Genomic DNA, 21,939 nt, shown 5'->3' with positions numbered 1-21,939 from the left:
GTGACTGGCCGCGCGAAATGCCGTGACTGCCCGCGTGAAATGCCGTGACTGGCCGCACGATATGCGCCGCAGTGCGCGGGCGGGGCTCTTGGAGTGCGCGGGCGGGGCTCTCGGAGTGCGCAGGCGAGGCTGCCGGAGTGTGCAGCAGGCTCTTGGTGCGGGGAGGGGGTGGAGTTGAGGTTGAGCCTGGGGACGGCGGGAGGGTATGCCGGTCGCGACCGTTAGGTTTGACCCGTGCCAGATCCCGTGCTCGACCTCGTGACCGCCCGGCGGTGGGCGGTGACGGCTCGGCTCATGCTGGGCGCGGCCCGCGAGCGGATCGACGGGCTCAACGTCTTCCCGGTCGCGGACGGCGACACCGGCACCAACATGTTCCTCACCTTCGACGGGGCGCTCGAGCACCTGCGGGTGCAGTTCGAGATCGCGGGCACGGACCGGCTCCAGGAGGGCCTGGCGCTCATCGCGCGGGGCATGCTCCTCGGGGCGCGCGGCAACTCCGGCGTCATCCTGGCCCAGCTGGCGCGGGGGCTCGCCGACGCGGTGGGTCCGGAGGTCGACGTCGCCGGCCCCGCCGAGGTCGCGGCGGCCTTCGAGGCCTCCGCGCGGACGGCCTGGGGCGCGGTCGCCGAGCCCGTCGAGGGCACCATCCTCACCGTCGCCCGCGCAGCCGGTGACGGCGCCCGGTCGGCGGTCGACGCGGGGGCACCGGACGTCGCTGAGGTCGTCGACGCCGCCCAGGCGGCCGCCGAGGCCGCGCTGGCCCGCACGCCCGAGCAACTGCCCGAGCTCCGGGCCGCCGGGGTGGTCGACGCCGGAGGTGCCGGGCTGCTGCTCGTCATCGAGGCCCTGCAGGCCGTGCTCCGGGAGCGAGCGCCGGGTGCGGAGGCCGAGCTGCCCGAGTGGTGGGGCACTGCTGCGGAGCACCACCACGATCACGCAGACGCCTCCGGCGCCCCTGGCGAGCAGGCGGTCGAGGTGATGTATCTGCTCACCGAGAGCGACCCCGAGCGGGCCGAGCGGCTCCGGACCCACCTGACCCATCTCGGCGACTCGGTCGCGGTCGCGGGTGGCCCCACCGACTACCAGGTGCACGTCCACCTGCACGAGCCGGCCGCCGCGGTCGAGGCCGGCAGCCTCGCCGGCGTGGTGAGTGCCGTACGCCACACCTCGTTGACCGACGGCCATCTGCACGAGCCGCCTCCCACCGGGGCCGTCCCCACGGGCGTCGGCGTCGTGGCCTGCGGTCTCGGCGAGGGCGTCGTCGGACTCTTCGCCGAGGCCGGCGCGGTCGTCGTGCCGAGCGGTCCGCGTCGGCGCGCCTCGGCCGGCCAGCTCCTCGCCGCGATCCGTGCCTGCGACAGCGGCGCGGTGATCGTGCTGCCCAACGACGAGGACACCGTCATGGTCGCCCGCGCGGCGGCCGCGGAGGCCGTGGCCGAAGGCCTCGCCGTCGAGGTGGTCCCCACCCGCACGCTCCTGGAGGGTATGGCGTCGCTCGCCGTCCACGACCCCGGCGGGACTGCGTCGGAGGTGGCGTCGGCGATGGTCGAGGCCGCCGCGGGCGTCCGGGGCGGAGCGGTGACCCGCGCCGACCGGGCCGTCGACACGCCGGTGGGCCCGTGCCGGGAGGGCCAGTGGCTGGGCATCGTCGACCACGCGATCGTGGCGGTCTCCGACGACCTGAGCCCGGCCGCCGAGGCCGTCCTCGACACGATCTGGCACCCCGGGGCCGAGCTCGTCACGGTGCTGCTCGGCGCGGATGCGACGACGCAGGTGCAGGCCGACTTCGCCCGCGCGCTCGACCGCCGCACCGCCGGCAGCGTGGTCGAGGTGACCTCCCTGGTCGGCGGCCAGCCGACCTACCCGGTGCTCGTCGGGGTCGAGTGATGGGTCCACGGCACGTGCGCGCCGTCGCCCCGGGGGAGAAGGCCAACCCGCTCGACGTCCTGCTCCGCGACATCATCGGTCCGAGCGCGCCGAAGTTCGAGAAGGCCCGCGGCATCCGCACCGTCGGCCAGCTGCTCGACTGGTTGCCCCGCACCTACCTCGACCCCAGCCGCCCCGCTGCCTTCCGAGAGCTGCCGCGGGGCGAGGACGTCGTCGTGGTCGGCACGGTCCGCTCGGCCACCACCCACCAGATGCGTAACCGACGCGGCCGCCGGCTCGTGGTCGACGTCGCCGACGACGCGGGTGGGGTCATCCAGCTCACCTTCTTCAAGCCCTTCGGCCACCAGGACCGTCTCGTCCCCGGGGCGCGGGTGGTCTGCTCCGGGCAGGTCGACGTCTGGCGCGACACCCTGCAGCTCACCCACCCGGACTACGCCGTCCTCGGAGGGCCCCGGGGAGACTCCGGCCAGTGGCTGCTCGACGGGCTCGTGCCGGTCTACACCGTGTCCAAGGGGCTTTCGCCCATCGTGCACGGCGACAGCCTCCAGCTCGTGCTGCACCAGCTCGACGCGCTGCCCGACCCCCTCCCGGCCGACGTCCGCGCGGAGGCCGGGCTGCCCAGCCTGCTCGAGGCATACCGTCTGGTCCACCGCCCCCGCACCGATGCCGACCACCGCAAGGGGAGGTGGCGGCTGAAGTGGCAGGAGGCCTTCGTCGTGCAGGCGCAGCTGGCCCGGATGCGCCGCTCGGCCGACGCGGTGCCCGCCCGCCCGCGCCGCGCGATCGCCGGTGGGCTGGCCGACGCCCTGCGGACGCGGCTGCCCTTCGAGCTCACGCAGGGTCAGGAAGAGGTCCTCGCCGACCTCGGCGGCGATCTCGCGGGCGAGGTGCCGATGCACCGCCTGCTCCAGGGAGAGGTCGGCTCGGGCAAGACCGTGCTGGCGCTCCTGGCGATGCTGCAGGTCGTGGACGGGGGCGGTCAGGCCGCCCTGCTCGCGCCGACCGAGGTCCTCGCCGCCCAGCACCACCGGTCGATGGCCCAGCTGCTCGGCCCGATCGCCGAGGGCGGGTTGCTCGGCGGGCTCGAGGGCGGCACCCGCCTGGCCCTGCTCACCGGGAGCCAGTCGACCGCCGACCGGCGCCAGGCCCTGCTCGCCGCCGCCTCCGGGGAGGCCGGCATCGTCGTCGGCACCCACGCGCTCATCCAGGAGCACGTCCAGTTCGCCGAGCTCGGCATGGTCGTCGTGGACGAGCAGCACCGCTTCGGCGTCGAGCAGCGCGACGCCCTGCGCGCCAAGGCCGGGGGAGACGTGGCGCCCCACGTCCTCGTGATGACGGCCACGCCCATCCCGCGTACGGTCGCGATGACGGTCTACGGCGACATGGAGATCTCGACGCTGCGCGAGCTGCCGCGCGGGCGCCGACCCATCAGCAGCTTCGTGGTCGAGGGGCAGCGCCCGGGGTGGGTGCGGCGCACCTGGGAGCGGGTCGCGGAGGAGGTGCGTGGCGGCGGCCGGGTGTATGTCGTGTGTCCCCGGATCGGCGACGTGGACGATCCCGTGCTCGCGGCGGCGCGGGAGGAGGGCCCGGGGGTCCCCATCCCGGCGGCTGGCGCGGGTGGTACTGCCGACGCAGCCGGCGCGGATCCTCTCGGCGGGGACGACGGGGCCGACCTGCTGGACCTCGAGGTCGACACCGGGACCCCGGCGCCGCAGCTGCACGGGGTGCACCAGGTCGCGCGGGCGCTCCAGCAGCTGCCGGCCACCCGGGCCCTGGAGATCGCGGTCCTGCACGGCCGGATGCCGGCCGAGGACAAGGACGCGGTGATGCAGGCCTTCGCCGCCGGACGCGTTGAGGTGCTGGTCTCCACGACCGTCATCGAGGTGGGCGTCGACGTGCCCGAGGCCACGACCATGATCGTCCTCGATGCCGACCGCTTCGGCATCTCGCAGCTGCACCAGCTGCGCGGTCGCGTGGGGCGCGGCGGCAAGCCCGGGCTGTGCCTGCTCGTGACCCAGGGCGAGGGGGTCGACCCGGCGGCCGTGGAGCGGCTCGAGCAGGTCGCGGCGACGACCGACGGCTTCGAACTGGCCCGGCTGGACCTGGAGACCCGCCGCGAGGGCGATGTGCTCGGCGCCAGCCAGAGCGGCGGCCGCAGCGGGCTGCGTTTCCTGCGGCTCACCCGCGACGAGGACCTCATCGTGCAGGCGCACGACGCGGCCTGGCGCACGGTGGAGGCCGACCCAGAGCTCCAGCAGCACCCGGCGCTGGCCGCCGAGCTGGCCCGGCTCGACGCCGCCAGCGCCGCCTTCCTGGAGCGGGGCTGAGCGGGGTGACCAGGATCATCGCGGGCCGGGCCGGGGGCCGCTCGCTCCAGGTGCCGACGGGGCGGGACACCCGTCCCACCACCGACCGGGTGCGCGAGGCGCTCTTCTCCCGGGTCCAGTCCCTGCTGGACCTCGACGAAGCCCGGGTGCTCGACCTCTACGCCGGCTCCGGAGCCCTGGGGCTGGAGGCGCTCTCCCGGGGCGCCGGCCATCTCACCGCGGTGGAGCGGCACCGCCCGACCGCCCGGCTGGTCGAGCGCAACGCGCGCGAGCTGGGGCTCGCGGCGCAGGTGGAGGTCCTCGCGGGTGGGGTCGAGGCGGTGCTCGCCCGAGGGCCTGGCCACGACGAGGGGCGCGGTCCTGCTCGCGACGAGGGGCACGGACCCGTCCACGACGAGGGGCGCGGGCCCGGCCAGGAGACCGAGGCGAGCGGGACGTCATACCATCTGGTGCTCCTCGACCCGCCCTATCCGGTCGGGGAGACCGAGCTCGCGGCCGTGCTCTCCTCCCTCGTGGAGCACGGGTGGCTGACCGAGGACGCCCTGGTCGTCGTGGAACGCAGCGCCCGCTCGCCCGAGCCGACCTGGCCGCCCGGGCTGACCCACCTCGACACCCGACGCTACGGCGAGACGGCCGTGCACTGGGCCGAGGTGCCCGGCGCCTGACCGCGCGGCCAGGGCCTGGCGCTGCGAGGATCAGGCCCATGCCCGCCTACACGATCCCGCGACCCGTCTCCGGTGACGTCGTCGACCTCATCCTCGACGACCACCGCTTCTTCGAGGCCCTCATGCGCGACATGCGCGACAGCTCGGCCGACCGGGCCGCCGCCCGCGCCGCCTTCGCCGACGTGCTCATCGCGCACGGCGAGGCCGAGGAGGAGAAGGTCTATCCCCGGCTGCGGCGCAAGGATGCCATCGACACCCACGAGGCCGAGCACGGCGAGGAGGAGCATGCCGAGATCAACGAGGCGCTGCTGGCGCTGCTGGAGTGCTCCGGGACCGACACGCAGAAGTTCGAGGACGCCGTCGAGGCGATGAACGACGTGCTGCAGCACCACCTCACCGAGGAGGAGCTCAGCATCCTCAACCCCGCCCGCGACGAGGTCTCCGAGGCCGACCGGCGTGAGCTCGGCGCGGCCTTCCTGGAGGTGCGCGGTCGCCACCTCGACGCCGGCGTCAGCATCGACACCGTTCGCGCGCTGGTCGAGCAGGCGCGCACCGACGGGCTGCTCGACGACGAGGAGTGAGCCCCGTGCCGGGGCAGTAGGCTCGACGGCCATGACCCGCCGCTGCGTCTGCCCCGGATCCTTCGACCCGGTCACCCTGGGCCACCTCGACATCGTGGAGCGGGCGGCGGGGCTCTACGACGAGGTCGTCGTCACCGTGCTGCACAATCCGGCCAAGCGGGGCACCTTCCCGGTCGAACAACGGCTGCAGCTCGTGCGCGAGTCGTTGCCCGAAGGCGTCCGGGACCAGGTGGTCGTCGAGGCCTTCGCCGACCGGCTGCTCGTGGACGTCTGCAGCGAGCTCGGGGCCGAGGCGATCGTCAAGGGGCTGCGCGGCGGCACCGACTTCGCCTACGAGCTGCCGATGGCGCTCATGAACCGGCACCTCACCGGCGTCGAGACAGTCTTCCTCCCCGGCGACCCGGCGCTGGAGCACGTCTCCAGCTCGCTGGTCAAGGAGGTGCACCGCTACGGCGGGGACGTCTCGGAGCTGGTCCCTGGTGCGGTCCTGGCCGCGCTGCGCGAACTTGAGTGAGGTCGGCGCGCTCGGGTAGTCTGGTGCGTCGGTTTGTGTCCCTGCCGATCGTCTTGACGCGGACGAGGGCCGCACCCCGCCAGAGCAGGTCACCACCAACGCGAGGAAGTCTCATCATGGCTGCCCAGCAGACGGAGCGCGACTGGGTGTTCGACACCCGGGAGCTGGTCCGCCGGCCCGGCACCATGCGGGAGGACTCGCGCCAGGTGACCACGACGGAGCCGCTGGGCACCGACGTCATCGCCGTCCCGACCGGAGACCCGGTCGACCTGGAGCTGCGGATGGAGTCGGTCGTTGAGGGGATCCTGGCGACGGGGACGGCTCACGCCATGGCGAGAGGGGAGTGCGTGCGCTGCCTGGACGAGATCGTCGAGCCCCTCGACGTGACCTTCCAGGAGCTCTTCGCCTATCCCGACCGGGCGGCCCACCACCAGCAGGTGGAGTCCCGCTCGAGTTCCGAGAGCGACAAGGACGCGAACGCCGACGAGGACGAGCAGCGTGTCCTCGACGGTGACCTGATGGACCTCGAGGAGGTCGTCCGGGACGCCGTCGTGACCGCGTTGCCCTTCCAACCGGTGTGCCAGGACGACTGTCCGGGTCTGTGCTCCGAGTGCGGGGCACGCCTGGCCGACGACCCGGACCATCAGCACGACGTGATCGACCCCCGGTGGTCGGCACTGGCCGGACTGGCCACGCCGACCGCAGACGACGAGAAGAGGACCTGACGTGGCCGTTCCCAAGCGGAAGATGTCCCGTTCGAACACCCGGCACCGCCGCTCGCAGTGGAAGGCTGCGCCCATCGCGCTGTCGACCTGCCCGCAGTGCAAGGCCGTGAGCACCCCCCACCAGGCGTGCCCGTCCTGCGGCACCTACGCCGGCCGGCACTACACCGCCGCCGAGCGCACCGAGCACCAGGGCTGACCACTCACCCTCGCGCATGCGCCCCGTCGCCGAGCTGAACGACTACCTCGAGGAGGTCGTCGGGCAGTCCTGCGACGCGGCGCTGCTGCTGCGTGCCCTCACGCACCGGTCCTACTCCTACGAGCACGACCACCAGCCGCACAACGAGCGGCTCGAGTTCCTCGGCGACTCGGTGCTGGGCGTCGTGGTGACCGACACGCTCTACCGCGCCCACCCCGATCTCTCCGAGGGTCAGCTGGCCAAGCTGCGCGCGGCCGTCGTCAACTCGCGCGCGCTCGCGGAGGTCGCGCGGGTCATCGACCTCGGGTCCTTCGTGCTCCTCGGCAAGGGCGAGGAGGCCACCGGCGGGCGTGACAAGGACTCGATCCTCGCCGACACGACCGAGGCGGTCATCGGCTGCGTCTACCTCTCCTGCGGACTCGACCGCGCCGACACCTTCGTGCATCATCTGCTCGACCCGCTCATGCGCCGCAGCGCCGACCTGGGGGCCGGGCTGGACTGGAAGACGAGCCTGCAGGAGGTCGCCGCCACCGGGTCGCTGGGTCAGCCGGAGTACCTCATCGAGGCCGAGGGCCCGGACCACGACAAGACGTTCACCGCGCGCGCCGTCGTCGCCGGTGAGGTCGTCGGGACCGGTGAGGGCCGCTCCAAGAAGCTCGCCGAGCAGAAGGCGGCCGAGGCCGCGTGGCGGCTGCTCACCGAGCGCGCCGCCGAGATGGCCAGCGTCGAGCCCAGCCCCAGCGCCAGCACCTCTGTGCAGGGCTGAGCGGGCCACGGTATGCCGGAGCTCCCCGAGGTCGAGGTCGTGCGTCGCGGTCTCGCCGACCACGTCGTCGGTCGGCGCATCTCCCGCGCGGTGCTGAGCGGCCAACGGGTCGCCCGGCGGCACCAGGGTGGACCTGCCGATCTCATGGCGCGGGTGGCCGACGCCACCGTCGTCGCGGCCGACCGTCGCGGCAAGTACCTCTGGCTCGTGCTCGACCCTCCCGACGACGACCCGCACGCCCTCGTCGTGCACCTCGGCATGAGCGGCCAGATGCTCGTCGAGCCGGCGGACGCGCCGCCGGAGAAGCACCTGCACGCCACCCTCGACTTCCACGACGGCGGCCCGCAGCTGCGCTTCGTCGACCAGCGCACCTTCGGGGGTCTCGCCCTCACTCCCCTGCTCGCGGACCCCCGCGCGCTGGCGACCGGCTACGACCGGGAGCCCGGTGTCTCCGGCCAGGAGAACCTGCACCTCTCGAGCGGGCACGCGCACGGCATACCGGAGCCGGTGCTGCACATCGCCGCCGACCCGCTGGAGCCGGCCTTCGACCGGACCGCAGTCGTGCACCGGATGAAGGGCAAGGACGTCGCGATCAAGCGGGTGCTGCTCGACCAGGGCGTGGTGAGCGGTATCGGCAACATCTATGCCGACGAGGCGCTCTGGCGGGCGCAGGTGCATGGGCGACGGCTCACCTCCGCGCTCACCAAGCCGGCGCTGGGGCGGGTGCTCGACCACGCCGCCGGGGTCATGCGCGAGGCGCTGGGCCAGGGCGGCACCAGCTTCGACGCGCTCTACGTCAACGTCAACGGGGCGAGCGGCTACTTCGACCGGTCGCTGTCGGCCTACGGCCAGACGGGAGCGCCCTGCCCGCGATGCGGCACCCCGATCCGGCGCGAGGAGTTCATGAACCGCAGCTCGCACTTCTGCCCGCGCTGTCAGTCGCGGCCTCGACTGCCTGCATGACAACCTGAGCATAGAAGTCGGCACCAAGCGGGGGATATGTCCCTGTGCCAGCGCCGATGTCTGTGCGCAGGTTGGCGCGGCGCGCGGCAGCGCACCCTCGATGGGAAGCGGCTCAGCGCTGCGGCGGGTCCTCGGGGTTCGGGGGAGGCGGGGGCATGGGCCCCTCGTGCTGCTCGCCGGGGGTGCGTCCCTCGGCCTCCTCGCGGGCCAGCTGCTGGCGCCGCGAGCGCTCCTTGCCCGCGTCGTTGAAGACGCGCAGCCCGCGCCCCATGAGGTCCACGACGTGCACCGGTGTCCACTGCCGCAGCGGGAGGCGCTGCGAGCGCGGGGTCGCCACCCGGCCCAGGTAGGTGAGGATCACGCAGCCGAGGACGAGGAAGAGCAGGATCTGAATCATCTCGCCTCCATCCTGCCTCAGGTGTGCAGGGGTGCGTCCTCCTGGGGGTAGCGCACCCCCAGCTCGCGGCGTGCGCTCTCCAGGATGGTCATGATCGCGACCGTGTCGGCGTGCGGGGCGAGCGGCGACTCCAGCAGGCCCTCGCGCAGGCAGCGGTGCATCTCCTCGACCTCGTGCTCACGCCCGCGCCGGTCACCCTCGACCAGCTCGGACTCCTCACCGCGCTGGATGGTGAAGGACTCGGGGTTGTTGACCGGGCCGTGCAGCTGGATCGACCCGTCGGTGCCGCGGATGAGGGTCTCGGTGGTGCCGTGGGACTGCGAGTCGGTGGCCACCTGGGCGACGGCGCCGTCCTGGGTCATCCACTGCAGGGCGACCTGCGAGTCGGCGCCGGTCGCGACCTTGGTGCCGAGGACCTGCACGTCGGTGGGGTGGCCCACGAAGAGATGCGCCAGCGTGACGGGGTAGATGCCCAGGTCGAGCAGTGCCCCGCCGCCGTTGGCGAGGTCGAAGAGGCGGTGCGTCTCGTCATACGGGAAGGGGACGGTGAAGGCGGCGTGGAAGCTGCGCACCGCGCCGATGTCGCCGCGGCGCACGCGGTCCAGGGCGTCGCGCACGATCGGCTGGTAGCGGGTCCACAACGCCTCGAGCAGGAGCACGCCGGCCTCGCGGGCCGCGTCGAGCACCTCCTCGGTGTCGTGGACGGTGAGCGTCGCCGGCTTCTCCAGCAGCACGTGCTTGCCGGCCGCGATGCAGGCCAGGGCCTGCTCCTTGTGGAAGGGGTGGGTGGAGGAGACGTAGATGACGTCCACCTCGTCGTCGGCGTAGAGCGCGTCGTAGCCCTCGTAGGAGCGGGGGATGTCGAAGTCGCGGGCGAAGGCGGCCGCCCGCTCCCCGTCGCGCGCCGCGACGGCGACCAGCTCGCCGCCCTGGACGTCGGTGATGTTGGCGGCCAAGGCCCGGGCGATGCCGCCGGCGGCCAGCAGCCCCCAGCGCACCGGGCGGTCGGTGATCGGCGGGTAGGCGGGCGCGTCGGTCGAGTCCTGCATGGCTCCACCGTAGTGTCGCGGGTATGCAGCGCGCACTGATCTTCGTCCGCGGCCGGGTCCAAGGAGTGGGCTTCCGGTGGTGGACCCGTGCCCGCGCGCTCGAGCTCGGGCTCGTCGGCCACGCCGCGAACCTGCCCGACGGCCGGGTCGAGATCAACGCGCAGGGCCCGGTGGAGGCGATCGAGGCGCTGGTGGAGCTGCTCCGCGAAGACCCGACGACCCGGACCCGGCCCGGGCGGGTCGACGGCGTCGTCGTGCAGGAGCACCCGGTGCGCGAGGGGCTCAGCGGCTTCGTGGAGCGCTGACCCCGACCGCCCGCGCGGTATGTCGTGACCACCCGCGCGCTTTGCCGTGACCGCCCGCGCGGTATGTCGTGACCGCCCGCGCGGTATGTCGTGACCGCCCGCGCGGTATGTCGTGACCGCCCGCGCGGTATGTCGTGACTGGCCGCGCGCTTTGCCGGACTGGGCCCCGCTGGGTGGTGGCCTTCAGGAGCGTCGCGTCCGCGCTCGTGCGAAGGCGGCCTCGAGGCGGCGGGCGACGAGCGACGGGTCGTCCAGGTCGGCCCAGGTGAGGACCACCTCGTAGCCGAGCTCGCGGAGCCGGTCCTCCCGCACCTTCTCGCGGCGGAGGGCAGAGGGATCGGTGTACTTGAGCATCCCGTCGAACTCCACGATCACCTTCTCGGCCCGGAAGATGAAGTCGACCCTGGCGACGAGAAGCCCGTGCTCGTCCGCGATCTCGGCCTGCTGCTGGGGTGGCTGGTAGCCGATGGTCAGCAGCAGCCACCGGGTCCGCGACTCACCCGCCGACTCGCTCTTCGCCGAGGCGAGTTCCGCGACACGTGGGGCTGCGTTGCGTTGTCCACAGGCGCCGGACGCCACGGTGGCCCGGGCGCGTGGCAGGGGCCGGACGGCGCGTCGCGGCATACCGGCCTCGGTCCGGACTCCCTCGAGGTCGCCCTCGATCCTCGGTCGCCACAGCAGCCACGCCAGTCACCGCGTGCCAGGAAACTCGAATCCGCGCAGGATGCGACCGCGGCAGAGGCGAGGTTCTGGCACGGTGGTGCGCGTGTGAACAGTGTGCCCTGCGTGGCATGTATGCTTCCTGCCCGGCACGAGTCGCGAGTGACGCCTGGGTATGCCGGACGGCGGCACGTTCTCCTGCCTGCGAGGGCTGCGATCACCGGCCGACCGCGCGGCTGCGCGGGTGCGGCATACCTGGCGGGTATGTTGACGAGGAACCGGTGACCAGACCTCGGAAGATGCCCAGATGTATGTGAAGAGCCTGACCCTCAAGGGGTTCAAGTCGTTCGCCTCGGCGACGACGATGCGGCTGGAGCCGGGGATCACGTGCATCGTCGGGCCGAACGGCTCGGGCAAGTCCAACGTCGTCGACGCGCTCGCGTGGGTGATGGGGGAGCAGGGGGCCAAGAGCCTGCGCGGCGGCAAGATGGAGGACGTCATCTTCGCCGGCACCTCCGGGCGGCAGCCGCTGGGCCGGGCCGAGGTCTCGATGACGATCGACAACAGCGACGGGGCGCTGCCGATCGACTACAGCGAGGTGACCATCACCCGCACGATGTTTCGCACCGGCGGCTCGGAGTATGCGATCAACGGCACCGGCTGCCGGCTGCTCGACGTGCAGGAGCTGCTCTCGGACTCCGGCATCGGCCGTGAGATGCACGTCATCGTCGGGCAGGGGCAGCTCGACGCGGTGCTGCGCGCGACGCCGGAGGAGCGGCGCGGTTTCATCGAGGAGGCCGCGGGGGTCCTCAAGCACCGCAAGCGCAAGGAGCGGGCGCTGCGCAAGCTGGAGACGATGGAGGGCAACCTCACGCGCCTGAGCGACCTCACCGCGGAGATCCGGCGCCAGTTGGGGCCGCTCGGTCGTCAGGCCGAGACCGCGCGTCGCGCCGCGACGATCCAGGCGGAGGTGCGCGACGCCCGGTTGCGGATCCTCGCCGACGATCTCGTGCAGCTCACCAGCTCGCTGGAGCAGGAGCTGGCCGACGAGCGGGCGCTCCTGGAGCGCCGCACCCGGGTGCAGCAGGCCGCGCAGGCGGCCGATGCGAGCGTCGCCGAGCTCGAGAGGGAGCGGGCCGCGGCGGCGCCGGAGCTCACGGCGGTGCAGGACCGGTGGTATGCCCTCTCCTCCCTGCTCGAACGCGTGCGCGCCCTGCGTGACCTCGCCGCCGAACGGGTCCGGCTGCTCTCGGCGGAGGAGCAGGACGCGGGAGCCGAGAGCGGTGGGCGCAGCGGGTCGCGGGACCCTGAGGAGCTGCGCGCGCAGGCCGCGCGGGTGCGCGAGGAGGAGGCGGCGCTGCTGGCGCGGGTCGCCGAGCTCGCCGACGCGCTCGGCGCCGCGGAGCAGGCGCGCGGCGAGGCCGAGGAGGCGCACGCCCAGGAGCAGGCGCGGCTGCAGCGGTTGGCCCGCGCGGCAGCGGACCGGCGTGAGGGCCTGGCGCGCCTCGGCGGCCAGGTCGCGGCCCGGCGGTCCCGGGTCGAGGCGGGCGAGGGCGAGATCACCCGGCTGCAGCAGGTGGCGGCGGCCGTGGTGCAGCGGGCGGAGCAGGCCGAGCGGGAGTTCGCGGCGCTCGAGGGCACCGTCCTCGACGTCGAGCAGGGCGAGGAGGGGCTGGACTCCGACTACGAGCAGGCCGAGGACCGTCGCGCCGCGGCGCAGAAGCAGGTCGACCGGCTCACCGAGGAGCTGCGGACCGCCCAGGCCGACCAGGGCACCCTGCAGGCGCGGGTCGAGGCGCTCTCGCTCAGCCTGCGCCGCACCGACGGCGCCAGCGCGCTGCTGTCGGCCGACGGGGTGAGTGGGGTGCGCGGCACCGTCACCGGTGAGCTCCAGGTCAAGAGCGGGCGCGAGGCCGCCGTTGCCGCTGCGCTCGGCTGGGCCGGGGAGGCCCTCGTCGTCGACGGTCTCGGCGCTGCGCAGGAGGCGTTGGGCTGGCTGCGCGAGGAGGACCAGGGCCAGGCGGGGATGGTCGTGCCGGAGCTGGCGGGCGGGGGCGCGGCGCCGGATCGCTCCGGGTGGCCCGACCTCCCGGGGTATGCCGTGTGGGCGGCGGACATGGTGCGGGCGTCGGACGAGGGGTTGCTCCGGGCGGTCGCCGGGCTGCTGGCGCGGGTGGCGCTCGTGGACGACGCCGACGACGCGGCCCTGCTGGTCCGGGCGCTTCCGGGCGTGACCGTCGTGACCGCGCAGGGCGATGTCTACGGGCCCGGGTGGGTGCGGGGCGGCTCGTCGGCGGCGCCGAGCCTGCTCGAGCTGCAGTCGGCGCTCGACGAGGCGCAGGGCGGGGCCGAGGAGGCGATCGCCCGGGCCGAGCGGGCGACCTTCGCCCTGGGCACGGCCCGTGAGGAGCTGGAGCAGGCGGGGGAGGCGGCCGAGGCGGCGCTCGACGCGCTGCACGACTCCGACGCCCGGATGACCGCGGTCGCCGAGCAGCTCGGCCAGCTGGGGTCGACCATGCGCACGGCCCGCGCCGAGCACGAGCGCACCACGACCGCCATCGCCACCGCGGAGGACAGCCTGGCGGCCACGCGGGCCGAGCTGGCCGACCTCGAGCAGCGGCTCTCCGACGCGGAGTCGCTGGCCACCGAGGAGGGCACCGACGACCCCGACACCGGCGAGCGCGAGCGGCTGGCCGAGGCGGCCGCCCGGGCCCGGAGCGCCGAGACCGAGGCCCGGCTGGCGCTGCGCACGCAGGAGGAACGCGCCAGCTCGTTGGCCGGGCGGGCCGACAGCCTGGAGGCCGCCGCGCGCAACGAGCTGGCGGCCCGGCAGCGGGCGGCCGAGCGCCGCGCCCGGCGGGCGAAGGAGCGGGCCACCGCCCAGGCGGTCGGCGTCGGCGCCGGGCACCTGCTCGCCCGGACCGAGCAGGTGCTGGAGGAGACGGGGCGAGGGCGCCAGCAGCTGCAGGCGGCGCAGACCGAGCGCGACCAGGCGCTCGCCGGGGCCCGGCAGCGGGCCCGAGAGCTCGCCGACCAGCTGCGTGACCTCACCGACTCGGTGCACGCCGACGAGATCGCCCGCGCGGAGCAGCGGCTCCGCATCGAGGCGCTGCAGACCCGGTCCGTCGAGGAGCTCGGCGTCGACCCGGAGACGCTGGTCGAGGAGTACGGCCCGCACCTGCTCATCCCGCACGTCCCCGGGCCGGACGAGGACCCCGAGGACCCTGACGCCCCGGACCCGCAGCCCTTCGTCCGGGAGGTGCAGGACAAGCGGCTACGCCGCGCCGAGCGCGCGCTCAGCCAGCTCGGCAAGGTGAACCCCCTCGCCCTGGAGGAGTTCGCGGCGCTGGAGGAACGGCATACTTTTCTCACGGAGCAGGTCGAGGATCTGCGGCGATCGAAGGACGACCTGCTGGAGATCGTGCGGGAGGTCGACGAGCGGGTCGAGCGCGTCTTCACTGAGGCCTTCCACGACACCGCGGCGCAGTTCGAGCGGGTCTTCGGCCGGCTCTTCCCCGGCGGAGAGGGGCGGATCACGCTCACCGATCCCGACAACATGCTCACGACCGGGATCGAGGTGGAGGCCCGCCCGCCGGGCAAGAAGATCAAGCGGCTCTCGCTGCTGTCCGGCGGCGAGCGCTCGCTCACCGCGGTGGCACTCCTCGTCGCGATCTTCAAGGCGCGGCCGAGCCCGTTCTACATCATGGACGAGGTCGAGGCGGCGCTCGACGACACCAACCTCGGCCGACTCATCACGCTGTTCGAGGAGCTGCGCGACTCCAGCCAGCTCATCGTCATCACGCACCAGAAGCGCACGATGGAGATCGCCGATGCGCTGTATGGCGTGTCGATGCGCGGCGACGGCGTCACCACGGTCGTGAGCCAGCGGGTGCGCGACGTCGCTCCCGAGGGGGTGTCGGTGCCCGACTCGGAGCAGGACCGGGAGCCGGTGCCGGTGTCCGGCGAGGCAGCAGCGGCGAGCCAGGAGCCCGCGTCGGTATGACCGTCGTCTTCGGCGGTGCCGAGTTCCCCGCCTACGTCATCGACGACGAGACGCTGCGCGAGGAGCTGCTCGACGAGGAGGAGACGCGCGAGTGGGTCGAGGAGACCCCGGACGACCCGCACTCCGTCGCCTTCCTGCGGATGCTGGGGGAGCTGGACCGGGCGCTCGCGGCGGGCCGGGCACGGCTGCTGGAGGGGGAGCCGGGCAGCACCGCCTGGGCGACTGCGGCGGTGCGGCTCGCCCACGTGCACCACTGGCGGGAGGAGTATGCCGAGGCGCACGACCTGCTCGACGCCGCTGCCGAGGTGTTCACCGGGGACGACGCGCGCACGGCCCTGATGCTGCAGCACCGCGCCAAGGCGTTCTTCGACGAGGGCCGGTATGCCGAGGCGCGAGCCGCGGCGCTGGAGGCCCTCGCCCTGCGGGAACGGGCGGGTGAGGCCCCAGGGCGGCGTGGCGCCGCCGGGGGTGGCGGTGCGGGGGAGGGTGCCGGCGCCGTCGATCGCGGCCTGGTGGCCTCGAGCCGCCAGGCCGTGGCGCGGATCGAGCGTGAGCTCCCCGCGTCCTCCCCCTGACCCACCAAGAGCCTCGGTCGGGGTGGCTGTGAGCCTGCTCACGATCTGTGCGACACGCCCAGGACACGCCGTGCGCGAGTTCGGCGGCGGGTGCTCCCGCGCGGCACACTGGTCACATGCTTGCACTTGTCCTGGCCATGCTCCTGTGCGTTGCCCTGGGCGCGGGGGTCGTGGGGTACGTCATGCTCGAGGCCCGCCGCGAGGGCCGTGGTGACTTCTGGACCCCCGAGGGCGAGGAGCTCATTGCCGGTGCCCGGCGCACGGGCGAGAAGGTCCGCAGTCGGAGCGAGGAGCTCGGCCGCTCCGCAGCAGCCCGCACCCAGGCGCTGCGTGAGAAGCGCCGTGCCGACGGCACCGACGAAGCACCCCGGACGGACGAGACTGCCGTGGCAGCTCCGGGAGCCACCGGCGAGTCCGACACCTCCGCAGCTGTCGCTCAGCCGGCCGGTCAGGACGAGGGGTCCGACGAGGCGCCGGGAGAGTTCCGCGCCGCCAGCTGAGGTCAGCCGCGCAGGTGCCGGAGATAGCGCTCGGGCGCCTGGAGGAACCGTCGGTAGTGGTCGACCACGTCGAGGTCGTCCCAAAATCTGCGTCGCATCCCCTCGTCCGAGCACTCGATGACGACGGCTCCCGGGAGCGCGGCCAGCACCGGTGAGTGGGTCGCCAGCAGCACCTGAGCCCCCGGTCGCCGGGCGATGTCAACGAGTTCGGCCAGCAGGTGCAGCTGCGCGTCGAATGACAAGCCGGCCTCCGGCTCGTCCCAGACGAAGAAGCCGTCCGCCCAGTAGCGCCGCGAGCTGAGCAGGGCCACGAAGGCTTCACCGTGCGAGAGCCCGTGGAAGTCGTGCTCGACGGTGTCCTGCAGATAGCTGAACAAGCCGTGCATCGTCTCGGCCCGCACGAAGTATCCCCAGCGGGAGGCACCTGGCCCTCGCACCAGGCGCAGCCACTCGACCAGCGCGGACTCGGTCTTCCGGGTCTGGTGCATCGCTCCGGTCGAGCCACCTTCGGCGTTGAGGCCGAAGGCCATCGCCACCGCCTCCAGGATCGTGGACTTGCCCGATCCGTTTGGCCCGACCAGCACCGTCGCCGGACCGAGGTCGAGGCCCTCCTCGAGGAGCTGGGCGACGGCAGGGATCGTCTGCGGCCAGACCCGTGGCGTCGGGAGCGCGCAGGAGGGATCCCTCTCGACGCGACGCACCGGGACGGGAGCGAAGCTCGCCTCCTCCTCGCTCGACATACGTGCACGGTATGCCGCACCACCGACAAAAGTGGTCGCGCGCCGTGCTTCCTCCGGAGTTCCTCCTGCGACGTGGTCGTGGCTGGCGCGAAGGACCGGGGCGCGGCCGCGGCGTCGTCGTGCTCTCGGTGCGGGCACTGTCGGTCAGGTCTGACAGACTTGCTCGCGTGGGACCGATCAACGAACTCTGGGAGATCCTGACCCTCGTCACCGTCGTCGTGCTGGGCGGGCTGGCGCTGCTGGTCGCCCTCGTGCGCGGCCGCGGCGGCGACAGCGCGACCCTGCCGAAGGCCGACCGCCCCGCGGGTGCCGACGACGCGGACGTGCTCACGAAGGAGCGCCCGGCGGCCTCCGGGGAGGTGGATAACCGGGGTGGCGGGGTCGCCGTCGACGCGCCCGAGGAGCCGGCGACACCGACCCTGGAGCGCCCTGACTCCGCGCGCGGACGACTGCAGCGGCTGCGGGCCCGACTGGCGCGCTCCAACAACGCCATCGGCCAGGCCCTTCTCACCCTGCTCTCGCGGGGTGGTCTCAGCGATCAGGACTGGGAGGACGTCGAGGACACCCTGCTCGCGTCCGACCTCGGAGTCGAGGCGACCCAGGAGCTGGTCGGCTCGCTCCGCACGCAGGTCAAGGTCGACGGCACCACCGACCCGGCCCAGGTCAAGCAATGGCTGCACGACGACCTGCTCCGCCTGGTCGACCCCACGCTCGACCGCCGCATCGCCGCGAGCCGCACCGGCCCGCACCCGGCCGTGATCCTGGTCGTCGGCGTCAACGGCACCGGCAAGACCACCACGGTCGGCAAACTGGGGCGCGTGCTGGTCGCGGAGGACAAGGACGTGCTCTTCGGTGCCGCCGACACCTTCCGGGCGGCGGCCGCGGACCAGCTCCAGACCTGGGGCGAGCGGGTCGGCGTCCCCACCGTGCGCTCGGACAAGGAGGGCGCCGATCCCGCGTCGGTGGCCTTCGACGCCGTCACAGCGGGCGACGAGGCGGAGGTCGACGTCGTGCTCGTCGACACGGCCGGGCGACTGCATACCAAGCGGGGCCTGATGGACGAGCTCGGCAAGATCAAGCGTGTCGTCGAGAAGGTGGCGCCGGTGGGGGAGGTGCTCCTCGTCCTCGACGCAACCACCGGCCAGAACGGCATGCGCCAGGCGGAGGAGTTCGCCAAGGAGGTCGCGATCACCGGCATCGTGCTCACCAAGATGGACGGCACCGCCAAGGGCGGCATCGTGGTCAACGTGCAGCGCAAGCTGGGCGTGCCGGTCAAGCTCATCGGGCTCGGCGAGGGCCCCGACGACCTGGCACCCTTCGATCCGGAGGCCTTCGTCAGCGCCATCGTCGGCTGACCGGCGAGGCGGGCTGGTCGCGCCTTCCGTCAGGAGGGTCCAGCCTGGACCCCGAGCTGGTCCGGTCCGTCACGGCGGAGCTCTGTGGCGAGTTGCGTGGATCCTCCGGGCTGCTCAGCGCCCACCCGACGACGGTCGTGCCGATCCGTCCGACCGGGTCGGCGAACAGCCGGAGCGCCGCCGGCTCCAGCCGTCGCAGCCGCCCGGGCAGGTGCAGACCGAGCAGATCCCGGGCATACCCAGGCAGCATCTGCACCGCGCCCGCCGCGAGCATCCAGAAACCCGGGCGCGCCGCCGGCGGCAGCGGAGGCTCGGCCAGCAGGAAGCGGGCGACATCTCGTGCTCCCTCGCTCGCCTCGAGCTCGCCCCGGTATGCCGTCAGCGCGTCCTGCAGCTCGCGGACCGAGCGTGGTGGGTCCAGCACCCCGAGCTCTTCCGCGGTCCAGGCCGCCTGGTCGACGTAGCGATCAGCCTCCGCCGGCGTGAGCCCACGGCGGGCGTAGTGCTGGTGGCCGACGAGAAAGCTGTCGATCTCGGCCACGTGGACCCACCGGAGCAGGTGGGGATCGGTGGCCGAGTAGCGGCGCCCGTCCGGTGCCGTGCCCTGGACGGTGCGGTGGACCCGGTTGATGCGGTCCAGCACGCGCTGTGCCGACTCGACCGGTCCATAGGTCGTCATCGCGATGAACTCGCTGGTGCGCTGCAGCCGACCCCAAGGGTCGCCGCGGTAGCCGGAGTGCTCGCCGACCCCGGCCATCGCGAGCGGGTGCAGCGACTGCAGCAGCAAGGCGCGGATCCCGGCGGCATACATCCCCGGGTGGCCGTGGACCCGACAGATCGGATCGGTGGGGGCGAAGCGGCGCTCGCCCGGCGCGAGCCAGATGGCGTGCGCCCGGCGCTCCGCGTCCGGCCCGGCGACCCGGTCGCGCAGCGCGGCGGCGAGCCGGCGACGGGCGTCGACGAGAGGTCGGGGAGCGGGCACGTCCACAGTATGCGCAGCAGTCGGGCAGGTCGCTCGCCGGAGGAGGCGCTGTGGTCGCCGATCGGAGCAGCCGGGTGCGGCACGTATCCTTGGGCGGGTGTTCAACAGTCTTTCCGACCGCCTGACGCAGACCTTCCGCAACCTCAAGCGCAAGGGCACCGTCACCGAGTCCGACCTCAACGCGACCATCCGCGACATCCGGATGGCGTTGCTGGACGCCGACGTGGCTCTGCCAGCCGTCAAGGAGTTCACCGGGCGGATCCGCGAGCGGGGGCTCGGGGCCGAGGTGCACCAGGCACTCAACCCGGCGCAGCAGATCGTCAAGATCGTCAACGAGGAGCTCGTCTCGATCCTCGGCGGTCAGACGCGCCGGCTCAACCTGGCCAAGACGCCGCCCACCGTCATCATGCTGGCCGGGCTCCAGGGTTCGGGTAAGACCACCTTCGCCGGGAAGCTCGGCAAGTGGCTGGCCGACCAGGGGCATACCCCGCTGCTCGTGGCTGCCGACCTGCAGCGCCCCAACGCCGTGACCCAGCTCGAGGTCGTCGGGGAGCGCGCCGGGGTGCCGGTCTTCGCGCCCGAGCGCGGCAACATCTTCGGCCACGACGCGGCGCTGGAGTCGGGGGAGGGGACGCGCTCCTTCGGCGACCCGGTCGATGTCGCTGTCGACGGTGTCGAGCAGGCGCGGCACAGGAACCACGACGTGGTCATCATCGACACCGCCGGCCGACTCGCGGTCGACGTCGACCTCATGCGCCAGGCCCACGACATCCGGCTGGAGACGCAGGCCCACGAGGTCCTCTTCGTCATGGACGCGATGATCGGCCAGGCCGCGGTCGAGACCGCGAAGGCCTTCGCCGACGGCGTCGGCATCACCGGCTCGGTCCTCACCAAGCTCGACGGCGACGCCCGCGGTGGTGCGGCCCTGTCCGTCGCGACGGTGACCGGGCAGCCGATCCTTTTCGCCTCGACGGGTGAGGGCGTCAAGGACCTCGAGCTCTTCCACCCGGACCGGATGGCCTCGCGCATCCTCGACATGGGTGATGTGCTCACGCTGATCGAGCAGGCCGAGAAGGCCTTCGACCAGGCACAGGCGCGGGAGATGACGCGCAAGTTCCTGGCCGACGAGGACTTCACCTTCGACGACTTCCTCGACCAGATGTCGGCCATCAAGCGCATGGGTTCGCTCAAGCAGATGCTCGGGATGATGCCCGGGATGCAGGGCATGCGCGAGCAGCTGGACGCCCTCGACGAGCGAGAGTTCGACCGGGTCGAGGCCATGGTGCGGTCGATGACTCCGTTCGAGCGCAACCACCCCAAGCAGATCAACGGCTCTCGCCGGGCGCGCATCGCGCGCGGTTCGGGCGTCACGGTCAGCGAGGTCAACCAGCTGCTGGAGCGCTTCGGCGATGCGCAGAAGATGATGCGCCAGCTCAAGAAGGGCGGCGGGATGCCGGGGATGCCCGGTATGCCGGGGATGCCCGGCATGGGCGGCGGCGCCGGGGGTGCCAAGAAGGGCAAGCAGCAGCAGCGCAAGAAGGGCAAGTCCGGCAACCCCGCCAAGCGGGCGCAGCAGGAGCGGGAGGCGGTCGCGAAGGAGCAGGCGGCGCGCGAGCGGTCGTTCGAGAGTGCTTTCGGGGCGGGTGTGCCGGGCGCCACCGACGACGCCGTGCCGGGTCAGGATCTCTCCGGCCTCAAGCTCCCGAAGGGCTTCGAGAAGTACCTCGACGGCGGGGACGGCACGAAGTAGGCGCCCCCGGGTCCTATCCGGGCACCTCGCTCCAGGCACAGCGCAGGTTGCCGCCCTCGATGTCCACGACCGCGACGAGCAGCCACCCCGGGAACGGCTCGCCGTAGACCGGCCAGCCCTCCACCGACGCCACGCCGACCTGGGCGCCACCGGTGATTTCCGGGGCTCCGGTGTCGGGCGCGGCATACAGGGCACCGTCGTGCGCGAAGCCGTCGAGGTCGGTCGCGGTGGGGCAGATGCCGCCGTAGCCCCCCGCCGGGGCGACCTGCACGGGCCACCACTCCCCGGCGTTGCGTGCCTCGAGAGCAGCGACCACGCGGGTCCGCTCGTCACCGCCGCGCTCCGAGCAGGGCAGGCCTTCCTCACCCGGTCCGCGCCGGAACTCGTGGATCTGCAGGCCCTCGTCGACGACGCTGACCGACTCGGTGACGGTGCCGCAGCTCGCGGTCCGGGCCACCGGCAGGGTCACCTGGACGGGCCCGTCCTCGGTGGCGACCCAGAGGTACCACTGGTCGTCGACCGCGTTGCCGTCCAGCCGGGTCAGCTGGGCCGCGGCATCCTTGACGCCGTCGCCGGTGAGGTCGACGGTGAGGACCTCACCCAAGGTGTACGTCACTCCGTCGATGTCCGCCGTCCCACCCGAGAGCGGCACCTGGACGGTCTCGGGGAGATTGGCGCCGGGCCGGAAGGCCCAGTCGAGCTCCCCGAGGTCGACCGTATCCATCCCGGCCACGGCGGGAGCGGCAGTCGTCGCTGCCGAGGACTCCGTCGCCGCGCCGGTGTCCTCCTCCGCGGGTGTCGCGGTCGCGGCAGCAGTGACGGGCGTGCCCGCGTCCGTGGCGCCTGCGTCGTCGGGAGTGGCGGTGGGCGACGCGGACGGCTCACCCGCACCCCCGCAGCCGGCGAGGAGCACGGTCGAGAGCAGGACCGGGGCCAGGATTCCGGCCGGGTGGTGCAGGTGCCTCCGGTGCGAAGCCATGAGCGTGACTCTAGCGCGAT

Annotated in this window: 21 protein-coding genes; 15 read left to right on the top strand and 6 right to left on the bottom strand. The window is 73.2% G+C overall.

The features are described from left to right. Window positions 1-234 precede the first annotated feature (234 nt). The 9 genes from AC5PYY_RS14620 (at window position 235) to mutM (ending at window position 8,624) form a co-directional block, all read left to right on the top strand. Entirely contained in the window at window positions 235-1,887 is a 1,653-nt protein-coding gene (locus AC5PYY_RS14620; RefSeq protein ID WP_493897524.1) for a DAK2 domain-containing protein, read from the top strand. Continuing rightward, window positions 1,887-4,214, top strand: a complete 2,328-nt coding sequence (locus AC5PYY_RS14615) for an ATP-dependent DNA helicase RecG (protein ID WP_493897523.1) — start codon at window positions 1,887-1,889, stop codon at window positions 4,212-4,214. The genes AC5PYY_RS14620 and AC5PYY_RS14615 overlap by 1 nt, the downstream gene beginning before the upstream one ends. Window positions 4,215-4,219: 5 nt before the next feature. Further along, window positions 4,220-4,879, top strand: a complete 660-nt coding sequence (locus AC5PYY_RS14610) for an RsmD family RNA methyltransferase (RefSeq protein ID WP_493897522.1) — start codon at window positions 4,220-4,222, stop codon at window positions 4,877-4,879. 38 nt (window positions 4,880-4,917) lie between these two features. Continuing rightward, complete coding sequence (locus AC5PYY_RS14605) at window positions 4,918-5,460, top strand: hemerythrin domain-containing protein (protein WP_493897521.1); 543 nt, start codon at window positions 4,918-4,920, stop codon at window positions 5,458-5,460. A gap of 31 nt (window positions 5,461-5,491) precedes the next feature. Then, entirely contained in the window at window positions 5,492-5,974 is a 483-nt protein-coding gene (gene coaD / locus AC5PYY_RS14600; RefSeq protein WP_493897520.1) for a pantetheine-phosphate adenylyltransferase, read from the top strand. 116 nt (window positions 5,975-6,090) lie between these two features. Next, entirely contained in the window at window positions 6,091-6,699 is a 609-nt protein-coding gene (locus AC5PYY_RS14595) for a YceD family protein (RefSeq protein ID WP_493897519.1), read from the top strand. 1 nt (window position 6,700) lies between these two features. Further along, window positions 6,701-6,895 (top strand): 50S ribosomal protein L32, encoded by a 195-nt coding sequence (rpmF, locus tag AC5PYY_RS14590; protein WP_493897518.1) that lies wholly within the window; start codon window positions 6,701-6,703, stop codon window positions 6,893-6,895. Window positions 6,896-6,911: 16 nt separating this feature from the next. Next, on the top strand, window positions 6,912-7,661 hold the full coding sequence (gene rnc / locus AC5PYY_RS14585) for a ribonuclease III (RefSeq protein ID WP_493897517.1): 750 nt from the start codon (window positions 6,912-6,914) through the stop codon (window positions 7,659-7,661). A gap of 12 nt (window positions 7,662-7,673) precedes the next feature. Continuing rightward, entirely contained in the window at window positions 7,674-8,624 is a 951-nt protein-coding gene (mutM, locus tag AC5PYY_RS14580; protein ID WP_493897516.1) for a bifunctional DNA-formamidopyrimidine glycosylase/DNA-(apurinic or apyrimidinic site) lyase, read from the top strand. Window positions 8,625-8,736: 112 nt separating this feature from the next. Here the strand turns inward: mutM and AC5PYY_RS14575 are convergent, their stop codons facing one another. Continuing rightward, window positions 8,737-9,021: a hypothetical protein gene (locus AC5PYY_RS14575; protein WP_493897515.1), complete on the bottom strand. Its 285-nt coding sequence runs from the start codon at window positions 9,019-9,021 to the stop codon at window positions 8,737-8,739. Between the two features lie 17 nt (window positions 9,022-9,038). Next, window positions 9,039-10,070 carry a Gfo/Idh/MocA family protein gene (locus AC5PYY_RS14570; RefSeq protein ID WP_493897514.1) on the bottom strand — a complete coding sequence of 344 codons (1,032 nt, stop codon included), beginning with the start codon at window positions 10,068-10,070 and terminating at the stop codon, window positions 9,039-9,041. Window positions 10,071-10,093: 23 nt separating this feature from the next. Here AC5PYY_RS14570 and AC5PYY_RS14565 point away from each other — a divergent pair, with 23 nt between their 5' ends. Continuing rightward, a complete protein-coding gene (locus AC5PYY_RS14565; protein ID WP_493897513.1) occupies window positions 10,094-10,375 on the top strand; it encodes an acylphosphatase in 282 nt (93 codons plus the stop codon). A 183-nt stretch (window positions 10,376-10,558) separates the two neighbouring features. Here the strand turns inward: AC5PYY_RS14565 and AC5PYY_RS14560 are convergent, their stop codons facing one another. Next, window positions 10,559-10,999: a putative endonuclease domain-containing protein gene (locus AC5PYY_RS14560; RefSeq protein ID WP_493897512.1), complete on the bottom strand. Its 441-nt coding sequence runs from the start codon at window positions 10,997-10,999 to the stop codon at window positions 10,559-10,561. Window positions 11,000-11,342: 343 nt separating this feature from the next. On the opposite strand from AC5PYY_RS14560, the gene smc reads away from it, so the two are divergent. From smc to AC5PYY_RS14545, 3 genes are all read left to right on the top strand, one after another. After that, window positions 11,343-15,038 carry a chromosome segregation protein SMC gene (gene smc, locus AC5PYY_RS14555; RefSeq protein ID WP_493897511.1) on the top strand — a complete coding sequence of 1,232 codons (3,696 nt, stop codon included), beginning with the start codon at window positions 11,343-11,345 and terminating at the stop codon, window positions 15,036-15,038. Next, window positions 15,035-15,613 carry a hypothetical protein gene (locus AC5PYY_RS14550; RefSeq protein ID WP_493897510.1) on the top strand — a complete coding sequence of 193 codons (579 nt, stop codon included), beginning with the start codon at window positions 15,035-15,037 and terminating at the stop codon, window positions 15,611-15,613. The genes smc and AC5PYY_RS14550 overlap by 4 nt, the downstream gene beginning before the upstream one ends. Before the next feature lie 116 nt (window positions 15,614-15,729). Beyond that, complete coding sequence (locus tag AC5PYY_RS14545; protein WP_493897509.1) at window positions 15,730-16,113, top strand: hypothetical protein; 384 nt, start codon at window positions 15,730-15,732, stop codon at window positions 16,111-16,113. 2 nt (window positions 16,114-16,115) lie between these two features. Here the strand turns inward: AC5PYY_RS14545 and AC5PYY_RS14540 are convergent, their stop codons facing one another. Further along, window positions 16,116-16,853 (bottom strand): AAA family ATPase, encoded by a 738-nt coding sequence (locus AC5PYY_RS14540; RefSeq protein ID WP_493897508.1) that lies wholly within the window; start codon window positions 16,851-16,853, stop codon window positions 16,116-16,118. 167 nt (window positions 16,854-17,020) lie between these two features. On the opposite strand from AC5PYY_RS14540, the gene ftsY reads away from it, so the two are divergent. Then, on the top strand, window positions 17,021-18,208 hold the full coding sequence (ftsY, locus tag AC5PYY_RS14535; protein WP_493897507.1) for a signal recognition particle-docking protein FtsY: 1,188 nt from the start codon (window positions 17,021-17,023) through the stop codon (window positions 18,206-18,208). Here ftsY and AC5PYY_RS14530 read toward each other — a convergent pair. Then, entirely contained in the window at window positions 18,189-19,190 is a 1,002-nt protein-coding gene (locus AC5PYY_RS14530) for an oxygenase MpaB family protein (protein WP_493897506.1), read from the bottom strand. The genes ftsY and AC5PYY_RS14530 overlap by 20 nt on opposite strands. A gap of 97 nt (window positions 19,191-19,287) precedes the next feature. On the opposite strand from AC5PYY_RS14530, the gene ffh reads away from it, so the two are divergent. Beyond that, on the top strand, window positions 19,288-20,940 hold the full coding sequence (gene ffh, locus AC5PYY_RS14525; protein WP_493897505.1) for a signal recognition particle protein: 1,653 nt from the start codon (window positions 19,288-19,290) through the stop codon (window positions 20,938-20,940). A gap of 13 nt (window positions 20,941-20,953) precedes the next feature. Here the strand turns inward: ffh and AC5PYY_RS14520 are convergent, their stop codons facing one another. Beyond that, complete coding sequence (locus AC5PYY_RS14520; RefSeq protein ID WP_493897504.1) at window positions 20,954-21,919, bottom strand: hypothetical protein; 966 nt, start codon at window positions 21,917-21,919, stop codon at window positions 20,954-20,956. Window positions 21,920-21,939 lie beyond the last annotated feature (20 nt).

The organism is Serinicoccus sp. JS2-9, assembly GCF_059025165.1.
The sequence above is the reverse complement of the archived record's forward strand: the minus strand, read 5'-3'. Positions and strand labels throughout refer to the sequence as shown.